Source organism: Kitasatospora sp. NPDC101183 (genome assembly GCF_044767945.1).
Classification (GTDB): Bacteria; Actinomycetota; Actinomycetes; order Streptomycetales; family Streptomycetaceae; genus Kitasatospora.
Genome location: NZ_JBIWOW010000022.1, coordinates 90003 through 115210, shown reverse-complemented (window position 1 = coordinate 115210; position 25208 = coordinate 90003). Strand labels below are relative to the sequence as shown.

30 protein-coding genes are annotated in these 25208 nt (G+C 75.1%); 14 read left to right on the top strand and 16 right to left on the bottom strand.

Translation table 11 applies throughout. The annotated features are described in order from the left end of the window. The first annotated feature begins 21 nt into the window (after positions 1–21). Complete coding sequence (locus ACIRRS_RS28260; RefSeq protein WP_402976252.1) at positions 22–543, top strand: MarR family winged helix-turn-helix transcriptional regulator; 522 nt, start codon at positions 22–24, stop codon at positions 541–543. 133 nt (positions 544–676) lie between these two features. Next, a complete protein-coding gene (locus ACIRRS_RS28255; protein ID WP_402976250.1) occupies positions 677–1336 on the top strand; it encodes a flavin reductase family protein in 660 nt (219 codons plus the stop codon). Here the strand turns inward: ACIRRS_RS28255 and ACIRRS_RS28250 are convergent. Next, positions 1326–2162 (bottom strand): methyltransferase domain-containing protein, encoded by an 837-nt coding sequence (locus ACIRRS_RS28250; RefSeq protein ID WP_402976248.1) that lies wholly within the window; start codon positions 2160–2162, stop codon positions 1326–1328. The two genes, ACIRRS_RS28255 and ACIRRS_RS28250, sit on opposite strands and share 11 nt — an antisense overlap. Here ACIRRS_RS28250 and ACIRRS_RS28245 point away from each other — a divergent pair. Beyond that, a complete protein-coding gene (locus ACIRRS_RS28245; protein WP_402976246.1) occupies positions 2161–3720 on the top strand; it encodes a PLP-dependent aminotransferase family protein in 1560 nt (519 codons plus the stop codon). The two genes, ACIRRS_RS28250 and ACIRRS_RS28245, sit on opposite strands and share 2 nt — an antisense overlap. A 271-nt stretch (positions 3721–3991) precedes the next feature. Here the strand turns inward: ACIRRS_RS28245 and ACIRRS_RS28240 are convergent, their stop codons facing one another. Genes ACIRRS_RS28240 through ACIRRS_RS28230 form a run of 3 tightly spaced genes read right to left on the bottom strand, consistent with a single transcriptional unit; the run spans position 3992 to position 5806 of the window. Then, positions 3992–4669, bottom strand: a complete 678-nt coding sequence (locus tag ACIRRS_RS28240; protein ID WP_402976244.1) for a DUF4241 domain-containing protein — start codon at positions 4667–4669, stop codon at positions 3992–3994. Positions 4670–4681: 12 nt separating this feature from the next. Further along, entirely contained in the window at positions 4682–5368 is a 687-nt protein-coding gene (locus ACIRRS_RS28235) for a DUF4241 domain-containing protein (RefSeq protein ID WP_402976242.1), read from the bottom strand. A 39-nt stretch (positions 5369–5407) separates the two neighbouring features. Then, complete coding sequence (locus ACIRRS_RS28230; RefSeq protein WP_402976240.1) at positions 5408–5806, bottom strand: hypothetical protein; 399 nt, start codon at positions 5804–5806, stop codon at positions 5408–5410. A 237-nt stretch (positions 5807–6043) separates the two neighbouring features. On the opposite strand from ACIRRS_RS28230, the gene ACIRRS_RS28225 reads away from it, so the two are divergent. From ACIRRS_RS28225 to ACIRRS_RS28210, 4 genes are all read left to right on the top strand, one after another. Next, the gene (locus ACIRRS_RS28225; RefSeq protein WP_402976238.1) at positions 6044–7168 is read left to right on the top strand and encodes a glycoside hydrolase family 3 N-terminal domain-containing protein; all 1125 of its coding nucleotides are present in this window, start codon (positions 6044–6046) and stop codon (positions 7166–7168) included. A 283-nt stretch (positions 7169–7451) separates the two neighbouring features. Beyond that, positions 7452–7919 carry a hypothetical protein gene (locus tag ACIRRS_RS28220; RefSeq protein WP_402976236.1) on the top strand — a complete coding sequence of 156 codons (468 nt, stop codon included), beginning with the start codon at positions 7452–7454 and terminating at the stop codon, positions 7917–7919. Between the two features lie 375 nt (positions 7920–8294). After that, positions 8295–8639 carry a helix-turn-helix transcriptional regulator gene (locus ACIRRS_RS28215; RefSeq protein ID WP_031076766.1) on the top strand — a complete coding sequence of 115 codons (345 nt, stop codon included), beginning with the start codon at positions 8295–8297 and terminating at the stop codon, positions 8637–8639. A gap of 24 nt (positions 8640–8663) precedes the next feature. Then, positions 8664–8795, top strand: coding sequence for a DUF6126 family protein (locus tag ACIRRS_RS28210; protein WP_402976234.1), 132 nt, complete (start codon positions 8664–8666; stop codon positions 8793–8795). Between the two features lie 59 nt (positions 8796–8854). On the opposite strand, the gene ACIRRS_RS28205 is transcribed toward ACIRRS_RS28210, so the two are convergent. Continuing rightward, on the bottom strand, positions 8855–11257 hold the full coding sequence (locus ACIRRS_RS28205; RefSeq protein ID WP_402976232.1) for a cytochrome P450: 2403 nt from the start codon (positions 11255–11257) through the stop codon (positions 8855–8857). A gap of 396 nt (positions 11258–11653) precedes the next feature. Between ACIRRS_RS28205 and ACIRRS_RS28200 the strand changes: the two genes are divergently transcribed. The 3 genes from ACIRRS_RS28200 to ACIRRS_RS28190 all read left to right on the top strand — a co-directional run bounded on the left by ACIRRS_RS28200 (position 11654) and on the right by ACIRRS_RS28190 (position 13249). Then, positions 11654–11824 (top strand): hypothetical protein, encoded by a 171-nt coding sequence (locus tag ACIRRS_RS28200; protein WP_402976230.1) that lies wholly within the window; start codon positions 11654–11656, stop codon positions 11822–11824. Positions 11825–11898: 74 nt separating this feature from the next. Then, positions 11899–12321: a hypothetical protein gene (locus ACIRRS_RS28195; RefSeq protein WP_402976228.1), complete on the top strand. Its 423-nt coding sequence runs from the start codon at positions 11899–11901 to the stop codon at positions 12319–12321. A 382-nt stretch (positions 12322–12703) separates the two neighbouring features. Continuing rightward, positions 12704–13249: a hypothetical protein gene (locus tag ACIRRS_RS28190; RefSeq protein WP_402976226.1), complete on the top strand. Its 546-nt coding sequence runs from the start codon at positions 12704–12706 to the stop codon at positions 13247–13249. Between the two features lie 28 nt (positions 13250–13277). Here ACIRRS_RS28190 and ACIRRS_RS28185 read toward each other — a convergent pair whose 3' ends face one another. Together ACIRRS_RS28185 and ACIRRS_RS28180 are read right to left on the bottom strand one after the other, a co-directional pair. Beyond that, positions 13278–13961, bottom strand: coding sequence for a lytic transglycosylase domain-containing protein (locus tag ACIRRS_RS28185; protein ID WP_402976224.1), 684 nt, complete (start codon positions 13959–13961; stop codon positions 13278–13280). An 83-nt stretch (positions 13962–14044) separates the two neighbouring features. Further along, positions 14045–14263 (bottom strand): antitoxin, encoded by a 219-nt coding sequence (locus tag ACIRRS_RS28180; protein WP_402976222.1) that lies wholly within the window; start codon positions 14261–14263, stop codon positions 14045–14047. A gap of 367 nt (positions 14264–14630) precedes the next feature. On the opposite strand from ACIRRS_RS28180, the gene ACIRRS_RS28175 reads away from it, so the two are divergent. Both ACIRRS_RS28175 and ACIRRS_RS28170 read left to right on the top strand, forming a co-directional pair. Continuing rightward, positions 14631–15101 (top strand): DUF6542 domain-containing protein, encoded by a 471-nt coding sequence (locus tag ACIRRS_RS28175; protein WP_402976220.1) that lies wholly within the window; start codon positions 14631–14633, stop codon positions 15099–15101. Continuing rightward, a complete protein-coding gene (locus ACIRRS_RS28170; RefSeq protein WP_402976218.1) occupies positions 15094–16692 on the top strand; it encodes an LCP family protein in 1599 nt (532 codons plus the stop codon). The genes ACIRRS_RS28175 and ACIRRS_RS28170 overlap by 8 nt, the downstream gene beginning before the upstream one ends. Positions 16693–16699: 7 nt before the next feature. Here the strand turns inward: ACIRRS_RS28170 and ACIRRS_RS28165 are convergent, their stop codons facing one another. Beyond that, on the bottom strand, positions 16700–17053 hold the full coding sequence (locus ACIRRS_RS28165; RefSeq protein WP_402976216.1) for a hypothetical protein: 354 nt from the start codon (positions 17051–17053) through the stop codon (positions 16700–16702). Continuing rightward, the gene (locus ACIRRS_RS28160) at positions 17050–17850 is read right to left on the bottom strand and encodes a nucleotidyltransferase domain-containing protein (RefSeq protein ID WP_402976214.1); all 801 of its coding nucleotides are present in this window, start codon (positions 17848–17850) and stop codon (positions 17050–17052) included. The genes ACIRRS_RS28165 and ACIRRS_RS28160 overlap by 4 nt, the downstream gene beginning before the upstream one ends. Before the next feature lie 119 nt (positions 17851–17969). Here ACIRRS_RS28160 and ACIRRS_RS28155 point away from each other — a divergent pair, with 119 nt between their 5' ends. Beyond that, positions 17970–18407 (top strand): DUF4259 domain-containing protein, encoded by a 438-nt coding sequence (locus ACIRRS_RS28155; RefSeq protein WP_402976212.1) that lies wholly within the window; start codon positions 17970–17972, stop codon positions 18405–18407. A 28-nt stretch (positions 18408–18435) separates the two neighbouring features. On the opposite strand, the gene ACIRRS_RS28150 is transcribed toward ACIRRS_RS28155, so the two are convergent. Further along, on the bottom strand, positions 18436–19692 hold the full coding sequence (locus ACIRRS_RS28150) for a DUF6777 domain-containing protein (RefSeq protein WP_402976210.1): 1257 nt from the start codon (positions 19690–19692) through the stop codon (positions 18436–18438). 410 nt (positions 19693–20102) lie between these two features. On the opposite strand from ACIRRS_RS28150, the gene ACIRRS_RS28145 reads away from it, so the two are divergent. After that, positions 20103–21440: a streptophobe family protein gene (locus tag ACIRRS_RS28145; RefSeq protein WP_402976208.1), complete on the top strand. Its 1338-nt coding sequence runs from the start codon at positions 20103–20105 to the stop codon at positions 21438–21440. Positions 21441–21517: 77 nt separating this feature from the next. Here ACIRRS_RS28145 and ACIRRS_RS28140 read toward each other — a convergent pair whose 3' ends face one another. The 6 genes from ACIRRS_RS28140 to ACIRRS_RS28115 form a co-directional block, all read right to left on the bottom strand. Then, on the bottom strand, positions 21518–21808 hold the full coding sequence (locus ACIRRS_RS28140) for a barstar family protein (protein ID WP_402976206.1): 291 nt from the start codon (positions 21806–21808) through the stop codon (positions 21518–21520). A gap of 336 nt (positions 21809–22144) precedes the next feature. Further along, positions 22145–22417, bottom strand: a complete 273-nt coding sequence (locus ACIRRS_RS28135) for a hypothetical protein (RefSeq protein ID WP_402976205.1) — start codon at positions 22415–22417, stop codon at positions 22145–22147. 220 nt (positions 22418–22637) lie between these two features. Continuing rightward, positions 22638–23288, bottom strand: a complete 651-nt coding sequence (locus ACIRRS_RS28130; protein WP_402976203.1) for a hypothetical protein — start codon at positions 23286–23288, stop codon at positions 22638–22640. Positions 23289–23298: 10 nt separating this feature from the next. Further along, positions 23299–23673 (bottom strand): DUF1304 domain-containing protein, encoded by a 375-nt coding sequence (locus tag ACIRRS_RS28125; protein WP_402976201.1) that lies wholly within the window; start codon positions 23671–23673, stop codon positions 23299–23301. Beyond that, positions 23670–24632: a serine/threonine-protein kinase gene (locus ACIRRS_RS28120; protein ID WP_402976199.1), complete on the bottom strand. Its 963-nt coding sequence runs from the start codon at positions 24630–24632 to the stop codon at positions 23670–23672. Before ACIRRS_RS28120 ends, ACIRRS_RS28125 begins: the two co-directional genes overlap by 4 nt. Beyond that, positions 24629–25207 carry a hypothetical protein gene (locus tag ACIRRS_RS28115; protein ID WP_402976197.1) on the bottom strand — a complete coding sequence of 193 codons (579 nt, stop codon included), beginning with the start codon at positions 25205–25207 and terminating at the stop codon, positions 24629–24631. The genes ACIRRS_RS28120 and ACIRRS_RS28115 overlap by 4 nt, the downstream gene beginning before the upstream one ends. Position 25208: the final 1 nt, after the last annotated feature.

Genomic DNA, 25208 nt, shown 5'->3' with positions numbered 1-25208 from the left:
GGCATCCCCTACCCTGGAGCGGTGGCAGAGCATGCAGATCACGTGGACCGCGTCGTCGCGCAGTGGGGGGCCGAGCGGCCCGACCTGGACGTCTCCCCGATGGAGGTGTTCGGCCGGCTCAAGCGCCTCCACCGCCTGGTGAACACCGAACTCGACCGCACCTTCGCCCGGCACGGCCTGGACGCGGCCTCCTTCGACGTCCTCGCCACCCTCAAACGCAGCGGCCCGCCCTACCGGCTCACCCCCAGCGGCCTGATGCAGTCCGCGATGGTCACCTCCGGCGCCATCACCCAGCGCCTCGACCGACTGGAGGCCCGAGGCCTCGTCACCCGCACCCGCAGCGACCAGGACGGCCGCAGCCGCGAGGTCGCCCTCACCCCCGAGGGCCACGCCCTCATCGAACGCGCCCTGCCCGACCACCTCGCCACCGAGCACCGGCTGCTCTCCGGCCTCGACGACACCCGCTCCGCCGCCCTCGTCGACGCCATGCGGGAGATGCTCACCGCCCTCGGCGACACGGAGGGGCCGCCGGTGCGCGGGTAGGGCGGGGCCTCACCGGCCGGCGTCCAGCCGCCATCGTCCGCCGGGCATCGTCCGCGGGCCGTCGTCCGCGGGCCGTCGTCCAGCGGTGATCCTTCGGCCGGCGCCGAAGGATCACCGCCCTACGGTCGACCCCATGAACACCGCGACCCCGCTCGACATCCCGTCCTCCGCACCGCCCGACCACGTGACGATCGCGCCGAGCATCCTGTACTTCGGCACCCCGGTCGTGCTGCTCTCCACCGAGAACGAGGACGGCGCCGCCAACCTGGCGCCGATGTCCTCGGCCTGGGCGCTCGGCCAGGTCATCGTGCTCGGCATCGGCGCCGAGTCGCAGACCGCGCACAACCTGCTCCGCCGCCCCGACCTGGTGATCAACCTCCCGGCGCCCGCCCAGTGGCCGGCCGTGGAACGCCTGGCACCCCTCACCGGCCGCACCCCGGTCCCGGAGGCCAAACGCGGCGCCTTCTGCTTCGAACCGGACAAGTTCGCCGCCGCCGGACTGCGGCCCGAGCCCTCCGAGACCGTCCGGCCGCCCCGCGTCGCCGGCTGTCCGATCCAGCTGGAGGCCCGAGCCGTCCGCGTCCGGCCCGACGCCTCCGGGGAGTTCCTCATCGCCGAGGCCCGCGTGCGGAGGGTCCACGCCGACCCCCGCGTCGTCGTCCCCGGCACCCAGCACGTCGACCCGGCCAGGTGGAGCCCGCTGATCTACAACTTCCGCCACTACTTCGGGCTCGGGGCGGAACTCGGCCACAGCTTCCGCTCGCAGACGGCCGTCGAGGACCCTACGGATTGACGGCCGTGGCCTTGAAGAACGTGTAGAGGAACGTCCCGTCCGGTTCGGCCGTGCGCCGCAGCTCGGCCAGGTCGCGCTCGAACTCCTCCGGCGTCGCCAGCCCGGCCGCCAGCGCGCCCGGACGGACGGCCTCCACCATCGCGATGAACGTCCGCCGGGTGAAGGACTCCACCAGCGCCGGGCGGGCCGCGTCCGCGTACATCGTGCGGGGCCGCACCTCCACCCGCCCGAATCCCGCCTCCGACAGCAGCGGGTGCAGTCGCCGCCCGATCAGCGCGTCGCCGCCCGCCTCGGCCTGGAGACGCACCAGGTGGTCGATCGTCCGGCGGGCGCCCGGGCCCTCCGGGTGGAACAGCGCCGAGCCGTGGTCGCCCTCGATCACCGTGATCGTCCCGCCCGGCCGCAGCACCCGGCGCAGCGCGGCGAGCGCGGCCACCGGATCGGCGAGGTGCTCCAGCACGAAGCAGAGGAAGACGTGGTCGAAGGAGGCCTCGGGGAAGGGCAGCCGGTGCAGGTCCCCGTGGACCCAGGTGATGTCGGCGCCCGGCGCCTGGGCCGACACCCGGTCGCGGGCGCGCGCCAGCGAGTCGGCGGAGAGGTCCATCGCCGTCAGGCGCATGTCCGGACCGGCCGTCAGCAGGTGCACCGTCTGCGCCCCCACCCCGCAGCCCGCCTCCAGCACCCGGCTGCCCGGCGGGTACGCCGTCCCCTCGTGCAGCAGGGCGGCGAGGGTGTCCGCCTGGTCGCCGAGGCGCCGGGCCTCGACGGGCGAGTAGCCGTGGACGTACGCGGTGTCGGTGTCGGTGTTCAGCGTTTCCGTGGTCATGGCTCAACCCTCGCGCCAGTATGGACCGGTGGACAGATCCAAAGATGCGGCTGGTGACAGGTCCAAAACCCCGGAGACCGGAACGGACTTCCTCCAGCTCGACCCCGCCTGCGCCCCGCGTGGCAGCCTCACCGACTGGCTCGCCGGGCACCTGCGCGCCGCCGTCGCCGACGGGCGCCTGCCCGGCGGCAGCCGGCTGCCCGCCACCCGGCTGCTCGCCGACGAACTCGGCGTCTCCCGGGGCGTCGTCACCGACGCCTACCGGCGCCTCGCCGAGGAGGGGCGCGTCGTCGGGCGCGGCCGGGGCGGCACCGTCGTCGTCGCAGGACCGGCAGGACCGGCCGGACCGGTCGGACCGGTCGGCCCCGCCAGGCGCCCGCCCGCGACCGTACGCACCGCACCGGCCCAGGGGCCCGGGCTGTTCGGCGAGGAACCCGACTCCGAACTGTTCGACCGGCTGCGCGCCGCCCCCGCCCGGATCGACCTCACCCCCGGCGCGCCCGACCTCGCCGCCTTCCCCCGCGCCGCCTGGCTGCGCGCCGAACGCGTCGTCCTCGACACCCTCGCCGCCTCCGGCCTCGGCTACGGCGACTTCCGAGGGACGCCCCAGTTGCGCGCGGCCGTCGCGACCTGGCTCGCCCGCAACCGGGGCATCCGCGCCGACCCGGAGGACGTCCTGATCGTCGCGGGCGCCGCCCAGGCCCTCGCCCTCCTCGGCCGCGCCCTGCGCCGCATCGGCATCACCGAGGTCGCCGTCGAGGACCCGGGCTCCCTCGGCTTCCGCCGCCACCTCGGACACTGGCTCGCCGCCACCCCGCCCGTCCCCGTCGACGCCGAGGGCGTCCGGGTCGACGCCCTGCGCGCCCTCGGCGCCCGGGCCGTCCTGCTCACCCCCGCCCACCAGTACCCGACCGGCGTCGTCCTCGGCGGGGAACGACGACGCGAACTGCTCCAGTGGGCGGCCGACGGGGGCCTCGTCCTGGAGGACGACTACGACGCCGAACACCGCTACGACCGCCCACCCGTGCCGGCTCTGCACGCCGCCCTGCCCGACCGCGTCTGCTACATGGGCACCGTCTCCAAACTCCTCGCCCCCGCCCTGCGCACCGGCTGGCTGCTCGTCCCGCCCCGCCTGCGCGAGGACGTCCTGGAGGCGAAGCGCTTCGCGGACCTCGGCAACCCGGCCCTGCCGCAACTCGTACTCGCCCGCCTGATGGACTCCGGCGACCTCGAACGCCACCTCCGCCTCCTCCGCCGCAGCCACCGCCGCCGCCGCGACGCGATGATCACCGCCATCCGCACCCACCTCCCCACCGCCACCGTCCACGGCGCGGCGGCGGGCCTCCACCTGATGCTCACCCTCCCGGGCGGTACGGGCCGCACGGACGCGGAGCTGGCCGCTGCGGCGCTGGAACGCGGGGTGAAGGTCCAACCCCTCTCCTGGCACGCGCGGTTGCCGGGCCCGCCCGGCCTGGTCCTCGGCTACGCGGCGGTCCCGCCGGGCGAGATCGCGGAGGGTGTGGCGGTGCTGGGGGAGTTGGTGAGGGGCGGCGGCTGACGCTTCGGGCCCTCTCCCGGTAGATGCGCCTGCCGGAAAGGCGGGCCGGGTCGTACGGCGGTTCCGCCCGGCGGGACCGCCGCACAGCGGGGCGTGGTTGGGTGAGTTGGCGCGACGGTTGCTTGAGGGGGCGCGGCAGTTCCGTTCCCGGCAGGGCTGTGCGTCCGCCGGGCCATGTCCTGGGCTGCGGGCGCCGCCCCGGCCGGCGGGCCAGCGCCGGAGGCGTGGGCCGGTGGTCACGAAGGTGAGAGGCCTCGCTGGGGCAGCCGGGTCAGTCCTCGTCGTCGTCCTCGGTGCGCCCGGGTTGGGGGAGGATGAAGAACTCGGTGACCAGGGCGACGGGTTGGCCGTCGGCGCCGTAGCCTGCCCAGGTCGGGTAGAGGCCGTCGCCCCGGCCGCTGGGGAAGGCGACCAGGCCCGCGCCGGTGGTGGGGTCGGTGACGACGGCGGGTTCCGTCCCGGAGGCGGCTTCGAGGGCCCGCACCAGTGCTTCGCGGCGAGGGCCGAGTGCGGTGTGCAGGGCCTGGGCGGCGTGGGCGTCGAGGAAGCAGCCGACGGCCGAGTCGACCCCGTACCCGAGGAATTCGGTGTCCCCGAGGGCCTCCACCTGCTCCCGGCCCGTCGCCGCAGCCGTGAGCTCCCACCGCACGGCGGGCTCCCCGCGCAGCTGCAGGTGGGCGGCGGCGACCTCGCGGTAGCGCAGTTGGGCGGTGGTGGTGATCTCCACGACGGACAGCGTCACCGGGTACGTGCCCGGCAGAGCCGTCTCCGGGAGCGCCGGGCAGGCCGTGCCGTCGAGGTCGAACGGGTCGCAGACGCCCACCGTGCCGCTCGGCAGCGGCAGTTCGGCGGCGGGGAGGGCGATGACGGTCGCCGTCCCGTCGTCCGGGCAGTCGTAGGTGCTGCCGAGGGCGAAGAGGCGGTCGACGTCGGGAGCGGGCAGCGGCATCGGTGTGGCCTTTCAGTCCTCGTAGGTGCGCCCGGGTTGGGGGACGATGAGGAACTCGGTGATCAGGGCGACGGGTTGGCCGTCGGCGCCGTAGCCTGCCCAGGTCGGGTAGAGGCCGTCGCCGCGGCCGCTGCGGAAGGCGACCAGGCCCGCACCGGTGGCGGGGTCGGTGAAGCGGACGGGGCCGAGGCGGCAGGGGTCGGTGTCGGCGAGGGCGTCGAAGGCGGCCTCGAGCACGTCGGCGTCGCCGAAGTGGGCGTACAGGGCCTCGCGCGCGGCCGCGTCGTGGAAGCAGCCAGTGCCGGCGTCGACGGCGTAGCCGAGGTACTCGTGGTCGCCGAGGGCCTGCTGCTCCTCCTCGTCGCCGTCCGCGAGGGCCCAGCGGACGGCGGGTTCCTCGCGCAGCCGCAGGTGCGCGGCGGCGACCCGGCGGTCCGGGTGGTAGCGGGGGTCGTCGGGCCCGGCGAACTCAACGACGGACAGCGTCACCGGGTGGGTGCCGGGCGGGGCGGTCTGCGGGAACGGCTCGTCCTCCTGCTCCTCGAGGGAGACGTACGGGTCGCAGGCGGACACCGTGCCGCTCGGCAGCGGCAGTTCGGCGGTGGGGAGGGCGATGACGGTCGCCGTCTCGCCCCTGGACGAGACGTAGCGGCTGCCGAGGGTGAAGAGGCGCTCGACGTCGGGAGCGGGCAGCGGCATCGGGGCGGGCCTTTCGATCAGCGGATGACGAGGCGGAGGCTATCGGGGCCCTCGGACACTCGCGTCGGCGGCCGCCCGGGCGAGCTCGGCCTCGTACGCGTCGGCCTCGAAGGTGTACTCCAGTGGCCGGACGGCCTCCCAGGGCATCTCCCAGTCCGACCAGAGCACGACGTCGTCGATCCGCCGGACGACGGCGGAGAGGTAGCCGCAGCAGCCGCCGGTGCAGTCGGGCTCGCCCAGGTTGACCCGGCGCGGCTGCCCGGTGGCCCGCAGCGGGCTCGGCTCGCCGACGGGGAACAGGGCCTGGACGGAGCGCCCGTGCGCCTCGTCGCCGGGGCCGATCGAGCCCGCGATGACGTCCTCGCCGTTGACGAGGAAGCGGACCTGGGGCCAGCGGTGGCCAGGTTCGGGCAGGAGGATCTCCAGGTGGTCGAACACCTGCTCAGCCTACGGCCGCTCCGGTGACGGGTGGTACGGGATATCGACCAGGGGCGCGTGTGACCGGGGGCGCGTGGCGCACTGCCGGGCGCGGGCGTACGCCGCTACGCTGGCGGGCCGTAGCCCGCTGCCGACCCTGACCCAGGAGGCGTCATGGCCCCGTTCCGGCGCTCTTTCCGGCGCCCGTTCCGGCAATCGGCTCGGCGGTGGGCCCGGCGTCCCGTCCGGCTCGGTGTGGTGCTGGCCGCCGTGGCCGCCGCCGTCGCGCCGCTGCCCTCGGGCTCGGCGGCGACCAGGCCGGTGGCGCTCGCGAGCGGCCTCCCCGAGGTGAGGAGCGCGGCGATGGCCCGTCCCGTCCAGGACTCGCGGCGGCTCGCGGGCCGCCGGATCGTGCTCTCCTACCCGGGGCCGACGCCGCCTCCCGGCGTGCTGCGCGCGATCCGGGAGGGCCGGGCGGCCGGGGTGATCCTGTTCGGCGAGAACGTCAAGAGCCCCGAGCAACTGGCGCAGGCGGTGGCCGAGTTGAAGCAGGCCGCCGCCGAGTCCCCGGACCGGCTGCCGCTGCTGCTGATGACCGACCAGGAGGGCGGCAAGGTCCGCCGCCTGCCGGGCGCGCCCGAACTCTCCGCCCGCCGTACGGGGTTGGCCCCGCACCCGCTGGCCACGGCGGCGGCCAACGGGGTGGGCGCCGCGCGGACGCTCGCGGAGGCCGGGCTGAACGTCAACCTCGCCCCGGTGCTGGACGTGTACGACACCCCGGGGAACTTCATCGACCGCTACGAGCGCTCCTTCGGCCAGAACCCGTACCGGGTGGCCGAGTTGGGCACCGCCTTCCTCGCCGCCCAGCAGGGCCTGGGCGTGGTGGCGACGGCCAAGCACTTCCCGGGCCTCGGCGCCGCCGCCCGCGACGAGAACACCGACACCCGCCCCGTCACCCTGCCCGTCCCCCTGGAGCGTCTGCGGGCCCGCGACGAGGAGCCCTACCGCTCCGCCGTCGCGGCGGGCGTGCGGATGGTGATGACCTCCTGGGCCGTCTACCCGGCCCTCGACCCGGACCATCCGGCCGGCTTCTCGCCCGCCGTCGTCCAGGGCGAGCTGCGCGGGCGCCTCGGCTTCCGGGGCGTCACCGTCACCGACGCCCTGGAGGCGGAGGCCCTCACCCCGTACGGCGGCACCGGCGCCCGCGCCCTGGCCGCCGCCTCGGCGGGGATGGACCTGCTGCTCTGCTCCGGCCGTGACCCACAGCAGGCCGAGGATGCGACGGAGGCCCTCGCGGCCGCCCTGGACTCGGGCGCCCTGGGCCGCTCCGGCTTCACGGCCGCCACCGCCCGCGTCGACGCCCTGCGCTCCTCCCTCCGCTAGGCGCGTCTCTTCCGGGACCACGCCGGGCGGGGTTCACCGCAGCTTCGGCGGGGCGTCGCCCGGTGGTCGGGGTGTGCGGGCGGGTTCGCGCCATCCAAGGTCATGTTTCGGTCGGCTCGCCAGTTCGAAGGTCGAACGCTCTCATGGGCTAGGAATCGCATGGCAAAGTCTTGGTCACGGCGCGTATGAAATGTCATATGCGACACGTCATGCATCTCGTTCCACCGTCTCGAGCCGCAGACACCCTCAGTCGAACCCTCAAACGCCCTCAGAAGGGGAGATCATGAACCGCCTCGCCCGTTTCGCGATCGGCACCGCCGGCGCCGCCGCCCTGCTCGCCGCGCCCGCGTCGGCCTTCGCCGCCCAGGCCGGCCCGGCCACCACCACCGGCACGACGGTCACGACCTGCTCGTACGGCCTCCAGTCCGGCCTGGCCACCTACGCCTGCACCGACGTGACCGGTGACAGCGTCGCCGTCTACGGCAAGGTCGCGCTCGCCGGCCCGCCGTCGCCCGGCACCCCGTGGCCGCCGGCGCCGAAGGAGCTGTTCACCACCCTGTCGGCCGAGGTCGCGGGCGGCTCCTCGCTCGGCTCGGTCAACGGGCACGGCGTCTTCCAGATCAGCACCCTGCGCTTCGACGGCTTCACCTCCACCGTGCCGTGCGGCTCGACGGTCAACGCGACCTTCTCCGTCACCTCGTACGGCTGGGGCCCCAGCCCGGTGACCGTCTCGGTGCCCGTGAACTGCTGACGTCCGACACCCGCAGCGGCCGGGTCCGGGGGGTGCGAAGCCCCCGGACCCGGCCGCTGTGCGTCATGTCACCGGGCCGGAGTGTTTCGGGCGGGAAATCCGGGAGGGAAAGAGGTTCCGGCTGACACGCCCGGTGACCGTCCCGTGCCTGTAGGCTGCTGACGGCCCGTCATCGTGGCTGCCGGGTCCGGGAGTTGGCAGCGTCCCGGACCCGGTTCTGGCGTGCCCGCGCGCGGGCGCCGACGTGACGGGCGTCACCTCCCGCGGTGACGACTTGAAGAAATCTTCATCTGTCGCGATGATGCCTACGGCCGGGGCGGGACGCGCCCACGGCCGGACGACCACCGAACCGGACGCGAGGGAGCGAAGCGGACGATGCCGGTCCCGCTGTACCAGGCGAAGGCGGACTTCTTCCGCACCCTCGGGCACCCCGTCCGCATCCGCGTCCTGGAGCTGCTCCAGGACGGGCCCCGGCCGGTGCGCGAGCTGCTGGCGGAGATCGAGATCGAGCCGTCCAACCTCTCCCAGCAGCTCGCCGTGCTGCGCCGCACCCAGCTGGTGACGGCCACCCGCGAGGGCAACACCGTGGTGTACGCGCTCAGCACCCCGGACGTCGCCGAACTGCTGCGCGCCGCGCGCCGCATCCTGACCGAGCTGATCGCCGACCAGGGCGCGCTGCTGACCGAGCTGCGCGCCACCGGCGGCCGGCCGACCCGCTGAACCGCACCGAGGAGAACCCCCACCATGAGCGACGGCACGACCGAGGAGAAGGCGCGCCGCAAGGCGATGCTGATCCGTGCGGGCATCTACATCTTCGCCACGCACCTGTTCGCCGGCTTCGTGCTGCTGCTCTTCGCGCTCGGCGACCGCAAGTGACCCCGCCGCCGGCAGGCGCCCGCTAGCGGAGCGGGTGCCGGACGGCGGAGCGGGCACCGCTAGCGGTACCGCCTGCTCGTGCTCGACCAGATCCGGGCCCCCTCGACGAGCTCCCGGGTGCCGTCCAGGTACCAGCGTTCGCCGGGGTGGCGCCGCAGCAGCTCCGCGCGCAGGGCCTCGCTCTCCTCGCAGAGCCGGGCGACCCTGGCCCGCACCGCCCGTACGGCGCGGCGGCGGGTGCAGCCGAGGGCCCGCTGCACGGTGTGGACGGTGTTGAAGGCGGCCTCGCCCTGGCGCTCCTCGCGCTCCAGCGAGTAGAGGTCGTTGATCAGCGTGGCGGCGTCGGCCGTGTTGGCGCGCAGCCGGTGCAGCGCCGGGTCCGCGTGGAAGGCGGCGGGGGCGTCGGTGCCGTGGACCCGTTCCAGTATGTTCATGAACGGGTAGAGGCAGCTCCCGTGGCGCCGCAGCCTGATGGTCTCGGCGAGACCCAGGGAGGGCACGGTGCCCCCGGCCCGGTGCTCGGCCTCGGCGGGGAAGGTGTCCAGGCAGGCCTGCCACTCGCGTGCGGCGCGGGCGCGCCAGGCGGGGGAGGCCGTGGCGCTCTGTCGCCGCCACAACTCCCGCCAGGCGGCGGCCAGTCGGGAGTCCTCCGGGGCGCCGCGCGAGGGGCCGTGGAGGGCGGTGACCAGCGGTTCGACGAGGGCGCGGGCCTCGGCGGCTCGGCGTCCGGGCGGGCCGTCGAAGCGGTCGTCGAGGATGGTGAACCAGCCGAGCACGTCCATCAGCAGGTTCAGGTCCTCGCCCCGGGCGCGGGGGAAGGCGTGGCCGATCAACTCGTGGAGGGCGTAGGCCTGGTAGCCGGGCACGTCGTCCGGCGCGAGCAGGCCGCCGCGCACCGCCCAGTCGGTGTGCCGGCGTGCGGCCTCACACAACTCCCCGGTGACACGCGGTGGTTGGGGTCTGGGGGCGGCGGTCAGCGGCGGGTCGAGGGTCGAGCGGGCGGCCGGCACCCCGCTGGCCGGGCACCGGGCGGGCGGGGCGGAGCCCTCGCGCGGTGTCAGCCGCACCTTCAGCCCCTGGGCCTGGACGGTGGTCCACACCACCTCCCGGGCCCGGGAGCTCGGCAGCGCCTGCGGCCGCCAGCGCCGCAGGATCGCGGCGGCGGCGACGGTCAGCTCGGCCCAGGCGAAGGCCTCCCCGACGCACTTGTGCTTGCCCGCGCCGAAGGGCAGGAAGGAGGTCCGCCCGCCGCCGCCCTCCTGCCAGCGCTCCGGGCGGAAGGCGAGCGGGTCGGGGTAGCGGTCGGGGTCGCGGTGCAGCGCCGTGAGGCTGTAGAGCAGCTCCGTCCCGGCCGGGATCCGGTACGGGCCGAGGTCGACGGGCACGGTGGCGGTGCGCATCAGGAAGGCGTTGGGCGCGTGCAGCCGCACCACCTCCTGGGTGACGCTGCGGGTGTACGTGAGCCGGGCGAGCGCCTCGGGGGTGGGCACGGTGCCGGCGGGCAGGTGCTCGTCCAGTTCGGCGAGCATCCGGGCCTCGACCTCGGGGTGGCGCAGGAGTTCGTCGAGCAGCCAGGTGAGGGTGGTGGAGACGGTCTCGGTCCCGGCGCCGAACATGGTGATCGCCTCGGAGCGCACGTCGTCCTCGGTGAGCGGCTTCCCGGTGGCCGGGTCGACGGCGGCGCGCAGCAGCGCGGGCAGGGTACCGCGCTCCTCCTCGGTGCCGGGGCCGCGCCCGTTGACGGCCTGGTCGACGACGCGGTTGAGCACCCGGACGGCGGCCTCGAAGCGCCGGTTGACGGGCAGTGGCAGCCGGCCGAGCGAGGGGTGGGGGTAGAGGGACTGGACGATCTGGCCCTTCACCAGGTCGGGCAGGGCCCGGTGGAAGTCGACGGTGGCGTCCTCGCTGAGCCGGGCGCCGAACAGCGAGCGGGTGACGATCTCCAGGGCGAGGTGGTTCATCTCCTTGGCGACGTCCAGGACCTGGCCGGGCCGCCAGCGCCCCGCGCGCTCCTCGGTGACCCGGTGCATCACCTCCAGGTACCCGGCCATCCGGTCCTGGGCGAAGGCGGGTTGGACGACGCGCCGGCGGTCGCGGTGCGCCTGGCCCTCGGACATCAACAGGCCGTCGCCGAAAGCCGTCTTCAGGGTGTCCTGGACGGCGCCGCGGGGGCAGTCGTGGGCGAGGGCGACGAGCAGGGTGTGGACGAGCCGGGCGTCGGTGACCACGCAGACGGTGCGCGGGCCGAGCCGGATGCGCACCACGCCGCCGTGCCGGGGGAGGGAGCCGAGGAATCCCAGCGGGTCACGCAGCAGGGCGGCGGCGTGGCCGATGCCGGGGAGGGCGCCGGGTGCCAGGGCGGGCAGCGCCGCGCGGCGGGTGGGCGGCGCGGGCGGCGCGGGTCTCGGGGGGACGATTCCCAGCCGTTGACAGTGGAGCCTCGTCTCGGTCAGCAGGGACATGTCACTACCTCTCAGTAGAGGGGCCGGTTCGGGCGGTACCGGGGGATTCGCCGGCGGGCGGCCGGCCGGTCGGCGCGGGGGCCGACCGGCTCGGACCCCGCGCGCGCCCTGGCTGGAGGGCGCACGCCATGGGAAACGCGCCGGTCCGGCGGGCGTTGCGCCGTGCGCGCCCGGATCACTCCAACGGCTGATCGCCACCCCCTCGCCCGGCGGGCCGCCGCGCCCCGGCCGACCTGCGCGGACACGGCCGGGGAGCGGCCCCGGAGCGCGCGATCGAAGGGCGGCGTGCGGTGTGGCGCCCACCTCGCCCGGTGCGGGCCCTCCCGCAGGGTCTTTGGACCCTCGTCGCGCGGCTGTGCGAGGGCCAGCATGGTGTTCCGGAGAAGGAGGAACCCGATGACCCGTCTGCGCGGACGCTCCGTCACCCGGCCCGTCCTCGCCGGCCGCACCGGCCCCGAGGGCGGCCGCGCCCCGGTCCCGTACCGGCGCCGCGACGGCCACTACGGCCTGATAGCGGCGGTAGCGGACGGCACTCCCGGGGCAGGAACCACCCCGGAACACCTCTGACCCGCCAGGCCCGCCCGCACCGCCGGCAGTACTCCTCGACACGCCACCTCGACCCAGGACAGGGGACCGGGACCATGGACTGCGACGACGTCATGATGACCGTCCGGATCGCCGCCGCCGAGCGCTCCCTGCTGAGGGACCTGGCGCGCGGCCACGGCGGCGACGTCTCCGAGGTCGCCGTCGACGGACTGCTGGAGATCGTCCCCGCCCTGCACGACACCGCCGCGCTGCTGCCGCTGCGGCGCGTCCTGGCCCGCCCCGCCCCCTGCGCCGTGACCCTGTGGCTGCCCGCCCCGGTCGCGGACCTGCTGCCCCTGCTCGGCGACCGCCTCGCGCACGCCGTCGCCCCCGGCCTCGCCCCGGCCAGCGGCGCGCTCGCCGCCGCGCTGCGGCTCTGGCTCGCCGGGGACCGCGCCGCGCTGGCCGCCGGGCTCGCCCGGCTGCACGGCGCCGGGGGCGCGGCCGAGCGGGTACGGACCGTCCGCGTGGCCGCCTGACCCCACCCTTGCCGCGCCCTTGCTGACGGACCGTCATCTTCCGTACGTGAATGGCATGTCCAGGATCAGAACTCGCCAGCTCAAGGCTCTGGTCAGGGCACGGTCGAGAGGTCTAGCATTCCGGTCACGGCCCTCGGAGTCACGGCCCCGGGACTCCGGCCTGGTGGCCGCCGCCACCCCGCCGGGGAGCGCACACCCCCCGATTGCGCTCCCCGGCACCTTTGCGTCCCGGCCCGGGTGACGGGCCGTCAGAAGTGCGGCCGCGCGGAATTCCGCAGCCGGTTTTCGTTATTCGCGGGCCCCGGGCCGGGTCTCCGAGGTGCCGGAGGGTGCGTCCGCCGGCGCCCCGCGCACCGCCCCCGTCCGACGAGGAATGCCCGCCATGCGTACCCTCCCGCTGCTCGCCGCCCTCACACTCGCGGCAGCGGCCGTCCTGCCCTGCGCCGCACCGGCCGGGGCCGACGGCGACTCCGTCCGCCTGGACATCGGCGAGGCCCCCGGCGGCCACGTCCGCGCCGAGGCCCGCTGGGCGGGCGACCGCGCCCCGGTCGTCGACGGCCTCGACGGCACCCTCGCCGCCACCGCCCCGGACGGCCGCAGCGCCGGGCCCTGGCGGCTGGTCGGCCTGCCCGACCGGCCGGGCACGTACACCACCCGCGAGGCCCTCCCGTCCGGGCACTGGCGGATCAGCGTCGGCTGTTCGCAGCCCGCCCGGGGGCGCGGCGTGCGCGAACTCGACGTCGACGGGCGGGCGTTCACGGAGGGGCCGGTGGCCCCGCAGCTCGCGGTGCCGCTCGGGGCGGTGGCCTCCGGGGCGGCGCACGAGACCACCGACGAGGCGACCACCTGGGCCGCCATCGGCACCGCGGCGGCGGCCGTGCTGCTCGTCGCCACCGGCCTGTGGATGCGGCGGCGCCCGCCGTGGTGACGGGGCGCCAGCGGGGGGCTGACGGGGCCTACTTCACGGCCGTGCCGGACTTCTCCCAGTTGTCGTGCAGCCGGTCCAGGTAGGACTGGGCCTGCGGGCCGATCTTCACGCCCCGGGCGAAGGCCAGCATGTTGCCCGCCCCCGCGTTGTAGCCGAGGGCCAGCAGCTCGTCCTTGGTGAGCGGCGCGGCCGGGCGGGCCGGGAGCTGCGCCGCGAGGTCGTGCAGGTGCCAGGCGGCGGCCTGGACGGCCAGGTCCCGGTCGTCCGGCAGCTCCTCCCACCGGCGGGAGGCGAAGGGGCGGCCCGGCTTGGTGTCGTCGAACGCGGCGCGGTGCATGTTGGCGATGCCGAAGGAGGCGTCCGGCTTGCCGCGCTGCCAGGCCCGCTCCAGGTCCGGGTCGTGCGGCTTGTACGACTCGTTGTAGAGGATCGCCATCACCAGCTGCGGGTTCACCCCGGCCTCGGCGGCGAAGCGGCGCACCGGCTCCGCGTAGTCGGCGGGGTCGTAGCGCCCGGAGGCGGCCTTCTGTCTGGACGCCGAGGGGGAGGGGGCGGGCGCCCCGGGCGCGCTCGCGGAGGAGGAGGGGGAGGCGCCGGCGGACGGCTGCTCCGGCAGGTGCCCGCCGCTGCGGACGATGCCCCAGCCGGCCGCGCCCAGGAGCGCGATCGCCGCCCAGCGGCCCCATCGCGGGCCCTTCCGCTCCTCGCTCACCGTCGCCGACCCCTCCCCGGATCCTCGGATGTCCGTGCGACCGTCGTACGGCTGTCGTACGTCCGGTCGTGCCCCGGGGCCGGTTACTCGGCCGGCTTGTCGCCGGCCTCGCCCTTGCCGTCGAGGTTGTGCAGGAAGTCCTTCGCCTTCTCGACACCGGTGTCGATGTGGTTGCTGAACTTGCCGTCCGTCTTGTCGTCGATGACGTCGCCGACCTTCTCCAGGCCCGTCCCGATCGCGTCGCTGTGCTCGCGGGCGAGGTCGGTGGCCTTGTCCGCGAGGTTCTTCAGGTTCTCAAACATGGTGACGCTCTGCTCCTCTGACGCGTTCCTGTTGGTGTGCCGACGTGGCGGGGATCATGGTCATCCTAACGAGGCCGGCCCCGGCGGTTCCGCCGCCGGGAGGCCCGGATGACTTTGCCGAAATGGGTTTGTATGCTCCGGTTCACCTCTACATGTCTGTAGTAGGAGGGAACCGCCACGAGGACGGAGGGCGTCCCGGCATGCACGGTGGCGCAGAATGGGTCGCCGTGGCCGAAAACGATCGAGGGAAGTGCGCATGGCCGGTCAGCGGGCGAGAACGCCGTACCAGGACGCGGGGCCGCGCACCGAGGACCGGTCCGTGCCCGCCCAGCGCTCCCGCGTGGGCGGGGCGGGAGGAGGTGAACCGGTGGGAGCACCCGAGGGACGCGGCCAGCGGGCCGGAGCCTCGCGCCGGCGGCCGCAGAAGCGCCGGATCGGCGCCGTACCGGTGGTCCTCACCGCCGTCGGCCTGCCCGTGCTCGGCGGGATCGCCGACGAGTTCGGCGGGCCCGGCGTCGGCATCCTGTTCGCCGTCGGCGCGGTGCTGGGCACCGCCGCCGCGGCCGGGCTCTGCACCCGGGCCGGCCGGTGGTGGGTGGTGACGGCCTCGCCGATCGTGGTGCTGGTCGGCGCCTCCGCCGTCGAGTACGCGGCCAACCCGGACAAGTACCAGGGCAAGGGCCTGGGCACCGGCGCGCTGCGCTGGGTCGTCGGGGCGTTCCCGGTGATGGCCGCGGCCCTGGTCGCCGCGCTGCTGGTGATCGCCCTGCGCGCGGTGCTCGAGCGGCGCCGCCCCGGCCCGGCCGCCGCCCCGGGCGGAAGGGGCCGACGTGGCTGAGCGCCGCCCCCGAGGCCGCGCCCCGCGCCGCGGCACCACCCCGATGACCGTCGCCGGGCGCACCCTGGCCTGCACCGTCTCCCTCGCCGTGCTCGGTGCCAGCGGCTTCACCTGGTACGAGTACCGCAGCCTCGACGACGGCATGATCAAGTCCAAAGCGCTCGACGAGGCGAAGCGCAACGCCCCGGCGCACCTGGACAAGTCCGTCAACCTGCTCCTGATCGGCCTCGACAGCCGCAAGGACATGGACGGCAACGACCTGCCCAAGCAGTTCGTCGAGGACGAGCTGCACGCCGGCTCCAGCGAGATCGGCGGCTACAACACCAACGCCCTGATCGTGCTCCACATCCCGGCCAACGGCGGCAAGGTCAGCGCGCTGTCCATCCCGCGCGACGACTACGTGCAGACCGTGGGCGCCGACGGCAAGATGCACAAGATCAAGGAGGCGTACGGCATCGCCAAGGAGGCCGCCGAGGCGAAGCTCGCCGGCAAGGGGCTCTCCAAGGCGGAGCTGGAGCGGCAGAGCCGCGAGGCCGGGCGCTCGGCGACCATCCAGACCGTGCAGAGCTTCCTGAACGTCCCGATCGACCACTTCGCCGAGGTCAACCTGATCGGGTTCTACGACATCGCCAAGGCCGTCGAGCCGATCCAGGTCTGCCTCAACCACCCGGTGGACGACCCGATCGTCTCCCGGACGGCCACCCACGAGGGCGGCGGCACCGGCCTCAAGCTGCCCGCCGGGATCAGCTCCCTCGACGCCGCCCAGGCGCTCTCCTTCGTCCGCCAGCGCCACCACCTCACCAACGGCGACCTCGACCGCACCCACCGGCAGCAGGCGTTCATCTCCTCCGTCGAGTACAAGCTCAAGCAGCAGGGCATCCTGAACGACTTCGGCCAGATGCAGAAGCTGTTCGGGGTGATCAAGAAGGACGTGGTCATCGACAACGAGTGGAACATCCTCGACTTCGCCCAGCAGGCGCCCAACCTGACCGGCGGGAACGTGGAGTTCAACACCCTGCCGATCACCGGCTTCAAGACGGTGGGCGGGCAGGAGGTCAACACCGTCAACCCGGACCTCATCAAGAAGATCACCCGGCAGATCTTCAACCACGAGTCCGCCCCCGCGGCGCCGGCCGACCCCTCGGCCGAGGCGACCCCCGCGCCCGCGTCGGCGAGCGCCGCCGCGCCGACCACGGCCGCCCCGACGAAGGCCGCCGTCGACGTCAACGCGGCCAAGGGCGCGGACGTGGCCTCCGCCGAGTCCAAGGCGCTGGTCGAACTCGGTTACCAGGCGGGCAGGATCGGCGACGCCCCGGCCAAGACCCGGTCCACCTCGGTCATGTACGGAACCGGGGCCAAGGCCGACGCCCAGCAGCTCGCCGCCCGGTACGGCGTCACCGCCGTCCCGTCCTCCGGCGTGGCCGCCGGGCACATCGTGCTCACCCTCGGCGCCTCGCGCGGCGCGACCGCCGCCACGCCCTCCGCCACGGCGGGGAGCGGCGCCCCGGCCGACCCGGCGGCCGACCCCGCGGCGGGGCTGCCGATGCAGGGGCCGGCCGTGAAGGCGGGCGGGATCCCCTGCGTCGACTGAGGTGGTGTTACCGCTCCGGCCGTTCCTCCTCGGGCGGCCGGGCCAGGCGCGCGTCATGCATCGGCGGGCGGTCGAGGACCTCGACGTGGACGATCGCGCCGTCGACGAGGTCCAGGACGAGCATCCCCCTGGAGGGCAGGAGCGGCAGGCAGCGGTGGCCGGGCCCGTAGGGCTCGCCGTCCCTCGTCGGCGCGGTCTTGAAGCTCTGGCAGAAGTCGTCGCCGCAGTCGCAGCGGGCGACCAGGCGCAAGTCGGCGACGGTGAGGGCGAGTGCGGGCTCGCCCTCGGCCAGGAGGAGGCCGGTGAGCTCCGCGGCCAGGTCGGGGAAGACCTCGCGGACGAGGGGGTGCCGGTCGGTCACGGGCGGGGCGCCTTCTCGCCGTGGACGGCGAGGTACTCGGAGGCCAGCCAGGGGCCGAAGTCCTCGACGAGGACGGTCAGGACGGCGCGGTCGGGGTCGGCGGCGCGGGTGGCTGCGGCGGCGAGGCGGGCCTGGTCGGCGCGGTCCGGATAGTACGAGGCGAAGACCTCGGCGGAGGCCGCCAGATCGCTCGTCCAGCCGCCCCATCGCGGCATCACCAGGGTGAGGGCGGTGCGGACGAGGCGGCGGGAGACGGCGCGGTTGAGGGTGTGGAGGTCCGTGCCGGGCTCCGCCAGGCGGGCTCGCCAGTCGGGCAGGGCCAGGGCGAGGTCGCCGTTGGTCTCGCGGGCCAGCAGCGAGGTGGGGCGGTAGCGGGGGAGGCCCGCGGCGAGGTCGGGGCCGAGCAGCGGGGTGCAGAGGCAGGCGAGGAACCAGCCCAGGTCGTGGCGCTCCAGCTCGCTCAGCAGGGTGCCCGTGCCGAACAGCAGGGCGCCGACGCCGTTCACCTGGCCGAACCCGGCGTCCAGCGCGGCCTCCAGGGCGTCGGCGGCCTCGCGGTCGGCGGGGGTGGGCTCGTGGTGCAGGGCGAGCAGCAGGTCGAGGTCGGAGACGCCGGGCGTCGCGGTGCCGCGCGGGATGCTGCCGTAGAGGTAGGCGCTGTGCAGCCGGGCGCCGTCGAAGGACGCCGCGATCCGCTCCCGGGCGGCCTCGACCACGGGCCCGAACTCCGCGGGCACGCGGGAGAGCGAGCCCTCGCGGGCGATGAATCCTTCGGCGTCGAGCCCTCTGTCGGTCATGGGGGTACTGTGCCCGCCCGGCAGGGCACCCGGCCAGCGGTTTTACGGGAGACCGGGGTCGATTGTCAGTGGTGTGCGCTAGCGTCCCGGTCGTACACGAAAGCACGAGGGAGGCCGGCATGGGGACTTGGGACATCGGGCACTTCGACAACGACACGGCGGCGGACTTCTCCGGCGCCCTGGACGACGCCGCGCTCGCCGAGCGCGCCGGGCTGATCCGGGCGGCGCTGGAGAGGGCGGCCGAGGCGGTCGCGTACCTCGACGACTACGAGGGCGTGCACGCCGTCGCGGCGGCGGCGCTGGTCGCGGCGCAGTGCCCGGGCGGGGTGCCGGTGACGACGGCGTACGGGCCGGACGAGCCCGTGCCGGCGCTGCCCGTCGAGCTGCGGGAGCTGGCGGTGGCGGCGCTGGACCGGGTGGTCGGGGAGGAGTCGGAGCTGGCCGAGCTGTGGGACGAGTCGGAGTCCGGCGCGGAGTGGCGCCGGGGGATACGCGAGCTGCGCGAGGTGCTCGCGCCGACGCCGCCCCGTGCGGAGGAGCCGCTGGTCGAGCTGTGAGGCACAGGGGCTGACGGTCGGGCGGCGGTCAGGGCGTCGCGGCGGATGCGCTGACACACGGCGGCAGGGAGGACGGGGCGGTCGTCGCGCAGGTCGCGGCCGGGGTGTGCGCCGTGGTGGTGCCTGCGGCCGTCGTGGTGCCGCCCTGGGACGTGGTCGTGCCGGTCGTCGCCGCGCGGGTGGTCACCGTGGCGGAGGAAGTGCTCGCTGTGGCGCTGGCCGCCGTCGTCTCGGCCGGGGTCGCGGAACGGGTCGTCGGGCTCGCGGTGGTGGACGAGGGGCCGCCGGAGGAGCTCGTCGCCCCGGAGGTGGTCGCGCCCGAGCTCGTCGCGCCGGAGCTGGTGGAACCGGAGGTGGTCGCGCCCGAGGTCGTGGAACCGGAGGTCGTCGCGCCGGAACTGGTCGCCCCGGAGCTGGTCGCGCCCGAGGTCGTAGAACCGGAGGAGGTGCCGCCCGAGGCCGAGGTGGGGCCGGAGGCCGTCGGGGTGCCCGGCTTCCACGGCGCCGGCGGCGGCACGCCCGGCGTCAGAGGGCCCCTCGGTGCGTCCACGTGCCGGTCGACGATCTCGGTCCGCCCCGTCAGCCGGGAGAACCAGCCGCCCGTCTCGACGTTCACCAGGATGATCTCCGTCACCGGCTGCGGCGCCGGGACGACCACGATCAGCGTCGTGGGCTGGAAGCCCGCCCACGCCCTGCCCGTGTACCTGGCGTCGCTCACCAGCACCGGCTGCTTCAGCGGGTTGCCGCAGGCGCAGCGCACCCGGGGCACGCCCTGGGCGTCCACCAGCACGGCGGTGCCCGCCTGCAGCACGGACTGGTACTCGACGACGGCGCCGCTCTTGTAGTTGTGGTTGGTCACCCGGGTGTCCACCCGCAGGTACGCCGAGGTCAGCGACCGCAGGTAGCCAGGGATGTCGGCCTGGGCGATGCCGGCGGCCGAGGCCCAGGCGCGGCCGGCGTCCCCTGCGGAGACCATCGCGATCAGCCGCTCGGTGTCGCAGCTGGGCCTGGCCATCGTGCCGGCGTACAGCCCGGCCGAGCCGCCCTGCACGCTGTGCAGCACCGCCGAGGAGGTGGCCCCGCCCTGCGCGGTCGGCCGGGGCGGGGCGGGGGCGGTCACCGGCTGGGATTCCACCGATGGGGTGAACGGGTCCGGCCCGGAGTCCTGCGGGGCCTGGAGGGCGACCTCGTTGGCGGTCGGCACGGTGTCGTGGTGGCCGCCGTTCTGGTTGTTGACGATCAGCACCGTCGCCACCACGGCCGCGGCGACCGTCCCCGCCGCCACCGCCAGCCCCCGGCCGGAGCGCCACCACGGGGTGTGCGGCCCGCCCGCACCCCCGGCTCCGCCGCTGCCACCTGCGCCGCCTCCCGTACCGCCGCCTCCTGTACCGCCGCCTCCTGTACCGCCCGAGGGCGGGCCCGGTGGGCCCGGGGGCGGCGGGGGGACGGACGGCGGACCGGCCAGCGGACCGGAAGGTGGCCCGGAGGGCGGGCCGGCCGGAGGGGGTTGGGAACTCATCGGGGGCTCCGTTTCGCAGGCCGCCGACCGTCGCGGCCGGCGGCACGGGAGGCTCGTGCCACTGCCCCCCATTGGCCCCCGCTGCCCCGCCCGCCGCAACAGCAGGTCGGCGCGCGGTCGCCGAGCGTGCGCGGCCACTCTCGGCCAGTCTGGAGACCCCGGACCGAGGAGACGGCATGCGGCAGCCCGTACCCGAGCGGCAGACCGGCCCGCCCGGCGCGGTGCGCGGGTGGCTCGACGCCCTCGCCGTGGTGCTCGCCGGCTTCGCCGCGATGGCGGCCGTCGGCGCCCTCGGCCTCTGGCTGGCCGGCGCCGACGACCTCCCCGGCGGCGGCTTCCCCGCCGTCCTGGCCGCCCTGCTCGCCCTCGCCGTCGGCGGCTCCGTCCAACTCGACGGCGGCGCAGGCGACTTCGCCTCCCTCGGCGCAGGGATCAGCGCGATGCCGCTGTCCGTGTCCGTGGTCGGCGCCGTCGTGACGGCGGAGGTGTTCCTGCGCCCACTGCGCCACCGCGCCGTGGCGGGCGGAGGCGAACTGCTCGGGCGGATCGCCCGCACCGCCGTGCTCTGGCTCCTCGCCCTGGTCCTGCTCACCCTCGGCGCGAAGCACAGTTTCACCGTCCAACTCGGCCCCGACCTCGTACAGTCCATCGGCGGCGCCCTCGGCCTCACCCCCGACGTCGGCTTCCACGCCGACGCGCCCAGCACCATCGGCATCGGCCTCGCCTGGCTGCTGCTCGTCCTGGCCGCCACCTTCGCCGTCTCCCGCCGCGCCCCGCTCCCGCCCGCCCTGCTGCGCCACCAACTCGCCGTCCGGCCCGCCGCGTTCGCGATCTGGCTGGTGATGCTCGCCTACCTGGCCGTCGGCGCGGCGACGGGCGTCGTCACCGCGATCGTCCACGGCAACGCCCGTCAGACCCTCGCCGTGGTGCTGCTCGCCCTGCCCGACCTCGTCTGGCTCGCCTTCGGCCTCGGCCTCGGCGCCTCCTGGCACGGACGGCTCTCCGGTGGCCTCGGCCTGCCCGTCCCCAAGCCCCTCTCCGACGCCCTGCGCGCCCCGGAGGGGCAGCAGGCCACCGTCGACCTCGGCACCCTCGCCGACCAGGACGCCCGCGCCTGGTGGCTGCTCCCGCTGGCCGCCGTCCTCCTCCTCGCCGCCGCCTTCCTCGCCGCCCACCGCTCCCCGCGCACCGTCCGCCTCTGGCAGCACGCCGTCCGCTTCGCCCTCGCCACGACCGTCGCCGTCCTGCTCATCGGCCTCTGGACCCGGATGGACGCCCAGTACGGCCTCTCCGTCCTCGGCGTCGGCCTGGGCCAGGGCGGCCTCGGCGACCTCCTCGGCACCGTCCTCGGCGACACCAGCCCCCTCACCACCCTCGGCACCGGCACCCTCACCCTCCGCCCCGCCCTGTGGCCCGCCCTCCCCCTCGCCGCCGCCTGGGGCCTCCTCACCGGCACCCTCGGCGCCCTCCTCGCCTCCCACCTCCGCCACCGCGGCGAGGCGTCAGGGGGCTGAACCCGGCTGTGACGGGGTCGTTGGGAGGCAGGTGCTCGGCACCACGCGGTGTGGTGCCGAGCCACGATCCGACGAGATCAGGCACCGGGATGGATGCAGAGCTGGTTGGTCTGTCCGTCGAAGGTGTCTGCCAGGACCTGGGCCTCCCGGCGGCTCCCGTCGAACAGCCCTTGTCGGTCGACGTGAATGACCAGGGTGTCGTGGCTGTCGATGACCTCGGAGATGCCTCGGGTCTCGATGGTGTCCGACCAGGCGTCCAGATTCCGGCCGAACCATTCCGGCAGGCCGCAAGGACCGGCGACGGCATCCCAGAAGTCGTTCAGTGTCTCCATCGCGTGGCCGCGCAGGTCGATCCGCAACTCGTTCATCGCGGAAGACTGGAGCGAGCCCGGCATCGGTCGAAGAGACGCCTCCCACCTCCGCCACCGCGGCGCGTCGACGGACGACTGAGTCGGCTCGCGGTCCCTCACGGGCGCCAACCCCCGGCGGACCTGGGCGCCAGCGGCCGTGTCGCCCGGGCGTAGCCGCACCTCGTCCAGCGGCGCGACCCACGAGGTCCGGCCCGCGACGGTGCTCCGGGGCGGGCGCCGGGCCCGTCTGGGTCTTCACCGGACCGTCGGTGCACAGCTCCTCCGGTCAGGATCCTCGCGACGGTCCGACGAACGACGGCCTGGCAGGCGGATTCGTCTGCCAGGCCGGTTCGGTCACTGGGACCGGTGGTGGTTCCATTGGTTCATGACGCTGTCGTGCAGGTAGGCGCAGGCCTCCTCCTCGGCGTCGAAGACCGCGGGGTACCTCTGCTCACCGCGCTCGAATACTTCGATGTACCAGCGGTCGTCGAGCGCTTGGACCAGCACTGGCACCGACTCCAGCTTGAACACGAAGGATCTCAGATCCCGGGTGTTGATGCCGTACCAGTCATCCGGGACTCCGGCTTCCCGTAGGGCCGTCAGGAGCTGGTGGCGATTCATGTGCACGTCGTTCCGTCCCCGTTGACGAGATACCCCGCCGCGCCGGGTTCGCTCACGGTCTTCTCGGTCGTGAACCGGGTCGCGCCGCCGTCCTGCCCGAGCCGCTTTGCGGCCTTGCTCCGCTCGATGGTACCCGGCGCCCGAGTCGTGGTCCTCGGCCCATGTGAAGCGGTTGTACGGCAGGTTGAGGCCGTCCGGCGGGATGGACGTCGTTCCGATCTTGAGGTCAGTCGTCGTCGGGCACCCCGCCGTGCAGGCCCCAGTTGTCGAGGCCGGAGTAGATCCACGCGGTGCGTCCGCGCGGCCAGGAGAGGGCGACGGCCTCGCCCGTGTGGACGGCGATGAGGGAGTCGGGGCCGCGCCACCAGGTGTCGGCGAGGCCGCGTACCTCCGGCACCGGTTCGAAGCCGGTCAGGTCGATGGCGTCGACGTCCTCGCCCGTGACCTTGGTGATCTGCCTCGCCCAGGACGCCGCGTGGTGGGCCAGCGCGAGCGCCTCCACCCAGCCCTCGATGCTCGCGTGCAGGGGCGCCCAGTGGTCCCCGTCGATGGCGAACTCGCCGGACGGGCCGATCCAGAACCCGTACGGGAGGGCCGTGCGCTGCGGCCCGGCCTCGAAGGACCAGCCTTCCGCGTGCGAGTTGTCGGGCAGGTCCGCGCACAGCTGCTTGGGCCCGCCGTCGTACACCGGGGAGGGCGGCAGGACGAGGCCGCCCCAGCGCCGCTGGTAGGCGGCCATCCGGTCGACGACCGCTGCCGGGACGCCGTGGTCGAGCCACGGTTGCCGGAGTTCCTCGACGACGGGCCCGGCGTCGGCCCTGACGCCGTGGGCGCCGATGAAGGACCGTGCCCGGTTCGTCAGGTGTTCGAAAGTCACCGGCGCGATGCTATCGGGCCCCGGCGAGCAGGATGACGGCCGCCGGGACGGCCTGGCCGAGGGCGCCGCGCCAGAGTTTGGGTGCGGAGGCGGCGAGGGTGAGGCCGCCCGCGAGCATGAAGGCGGCGACGTAGAGGATCATCGGGCGGCCCGCGTTCGGGTGGCCGGTGTGGAGGAGGGTCAGGCCCGTGATCAGGCCGAGGGCCAGGAACAGGTTGTAGAAGCCGACGTTGACGCGCCACAGCCGGACCTCGGGGGCGTCCGCCGTGCTGCCGGTCAGCAGGCGGCGGACCCGGGGGTGCCCGTACAGGAAGCTCTCCAGCGGCCACACCACGAGGTGGATCGCGGCGGCGAGGACGGCGAAGGCCTGGCTGACGGCGTTCATCGCGGGCGGCTCCTCCGGAGGACGGGCTGGGCCCAGGCGGGGGGCTCGGGTACGGCGGGTACCACCTGGGTGGGCGGCCCGGGGGTGGCGGCGGCCGCGCGCAGGGCGGCGACGAAGTGCAGGCAGCTGTCGTAGCGCTCCTGGGGCGCCTTCGCCAGCGCCCGCGCGAGCACCGTCCCGACGGCCTCCGGCAGGTCCGGCCGGTGCTCGCGCAGGGTGGGCGGCGGGTCGTTGAGGTGGGCCCAGAGCAGGGCGAGGTCGCTCTCGCGGCGGAACGGCGGGGCGCCGGCCAGCAGCTCGAAGACCACGCAGGCCAGGGCGTACTGGTCGCACCGCCCGTCCAGCGGCTTGCCGGAGATCTGCTCGGGCGCCGCGTAGTCGAGGGTGCCGACGATCTGGCCGACGCTGGTCAGCCCGCTGAGCGACAGCGACTTCTTGGTGAGCCCGAAGTCCGCCAGGTACAGGTGCTCGGGGTGCTCGCCGTCCGTTCCGGCGGCGACGAGGACGTTGCCCGGTTTGACGTCCCGGTGCACCAGGCCGTGCTCGTGGGCGGCGTCGAGCGCGGAGGCGATCTGCAGGGCGAGGCCGGCGGCGCGGGGGAGCGGGAGGGGGCCGGTGCGGGTGATCAGGGAGCGCAGGTCCCCGCCCTCGACGTAGCGCATCGCGAGGTACAGGATGCCGTCCTGCTCCCCGGCGTCGAAGACCGGGACGATGTGGGGGTGGTCGATCGCGGCGGCGGCCTCCGACTCGTGCATGAACCGTCGGCGGAACACCTCGTTGCGGGCCAGCTCGGGGGCGAGGAGCTTGACGGCGACGGTACGGCCGAGGTGGAGGTCCTTGGCCCGGTAGACCACGGCCATGCCGCCGCGCCCGATCTCCTCCTCCAGCCGGTAGCCCGCGACCCGGCGCCCGTCCAGGCCCGAGGGCAGGGCGGTGGCCGGGCCCTCGGGGGCGGTCACGGCCCGCCGGCCCGGGTGGGCGCCGCAGCGGACGGAGCAGACGGGGCGGACGGGTCGGCCGGGGCGGGGGCGGCCGCGTACGGCTGGGACTGGAGCCCCTCGCCGTAGGACCAGCCGTCCCGCACCGGGTCGAAGACCCACAGCCGGGGCCCGTCCAGCACCAGGCCGACCCGCAGCCCGCGCGTCTGCTCCCGGAAGGCGGCCTCGTCCAGGCCGCCGGAGGCGAGGGCGTCCAGCAGCGCCCGGTAGCGGGCGACGGCCGCTTCGGCCTCGGCGAGCGCCGCGCGGGGGTCGGTCCCGGGGGCGGGGTCGCCGCCGGCCTCGGGCGGGGGCTGGGGAAGGACGACCAGCAGGCGGCCGTCCACCCAGGTCGTCCAGCCGTTGGAGCACAGCACCTGCGCCCAGTCGCCCTGCCGGGCGAGCACCCGGACGGGCAGCAGCTCGTCCAGCCGGGCGGAGAGCCGGGCCGGGTCCGGGGCCGCCCAGCCGGCCATCCCGCCCGGAGGGGCGACATGGCTGGGGCGGAACGCGAACTCGTCCATCACCGGCTGCACTTCCTCGCTCGCTCTCTCCACT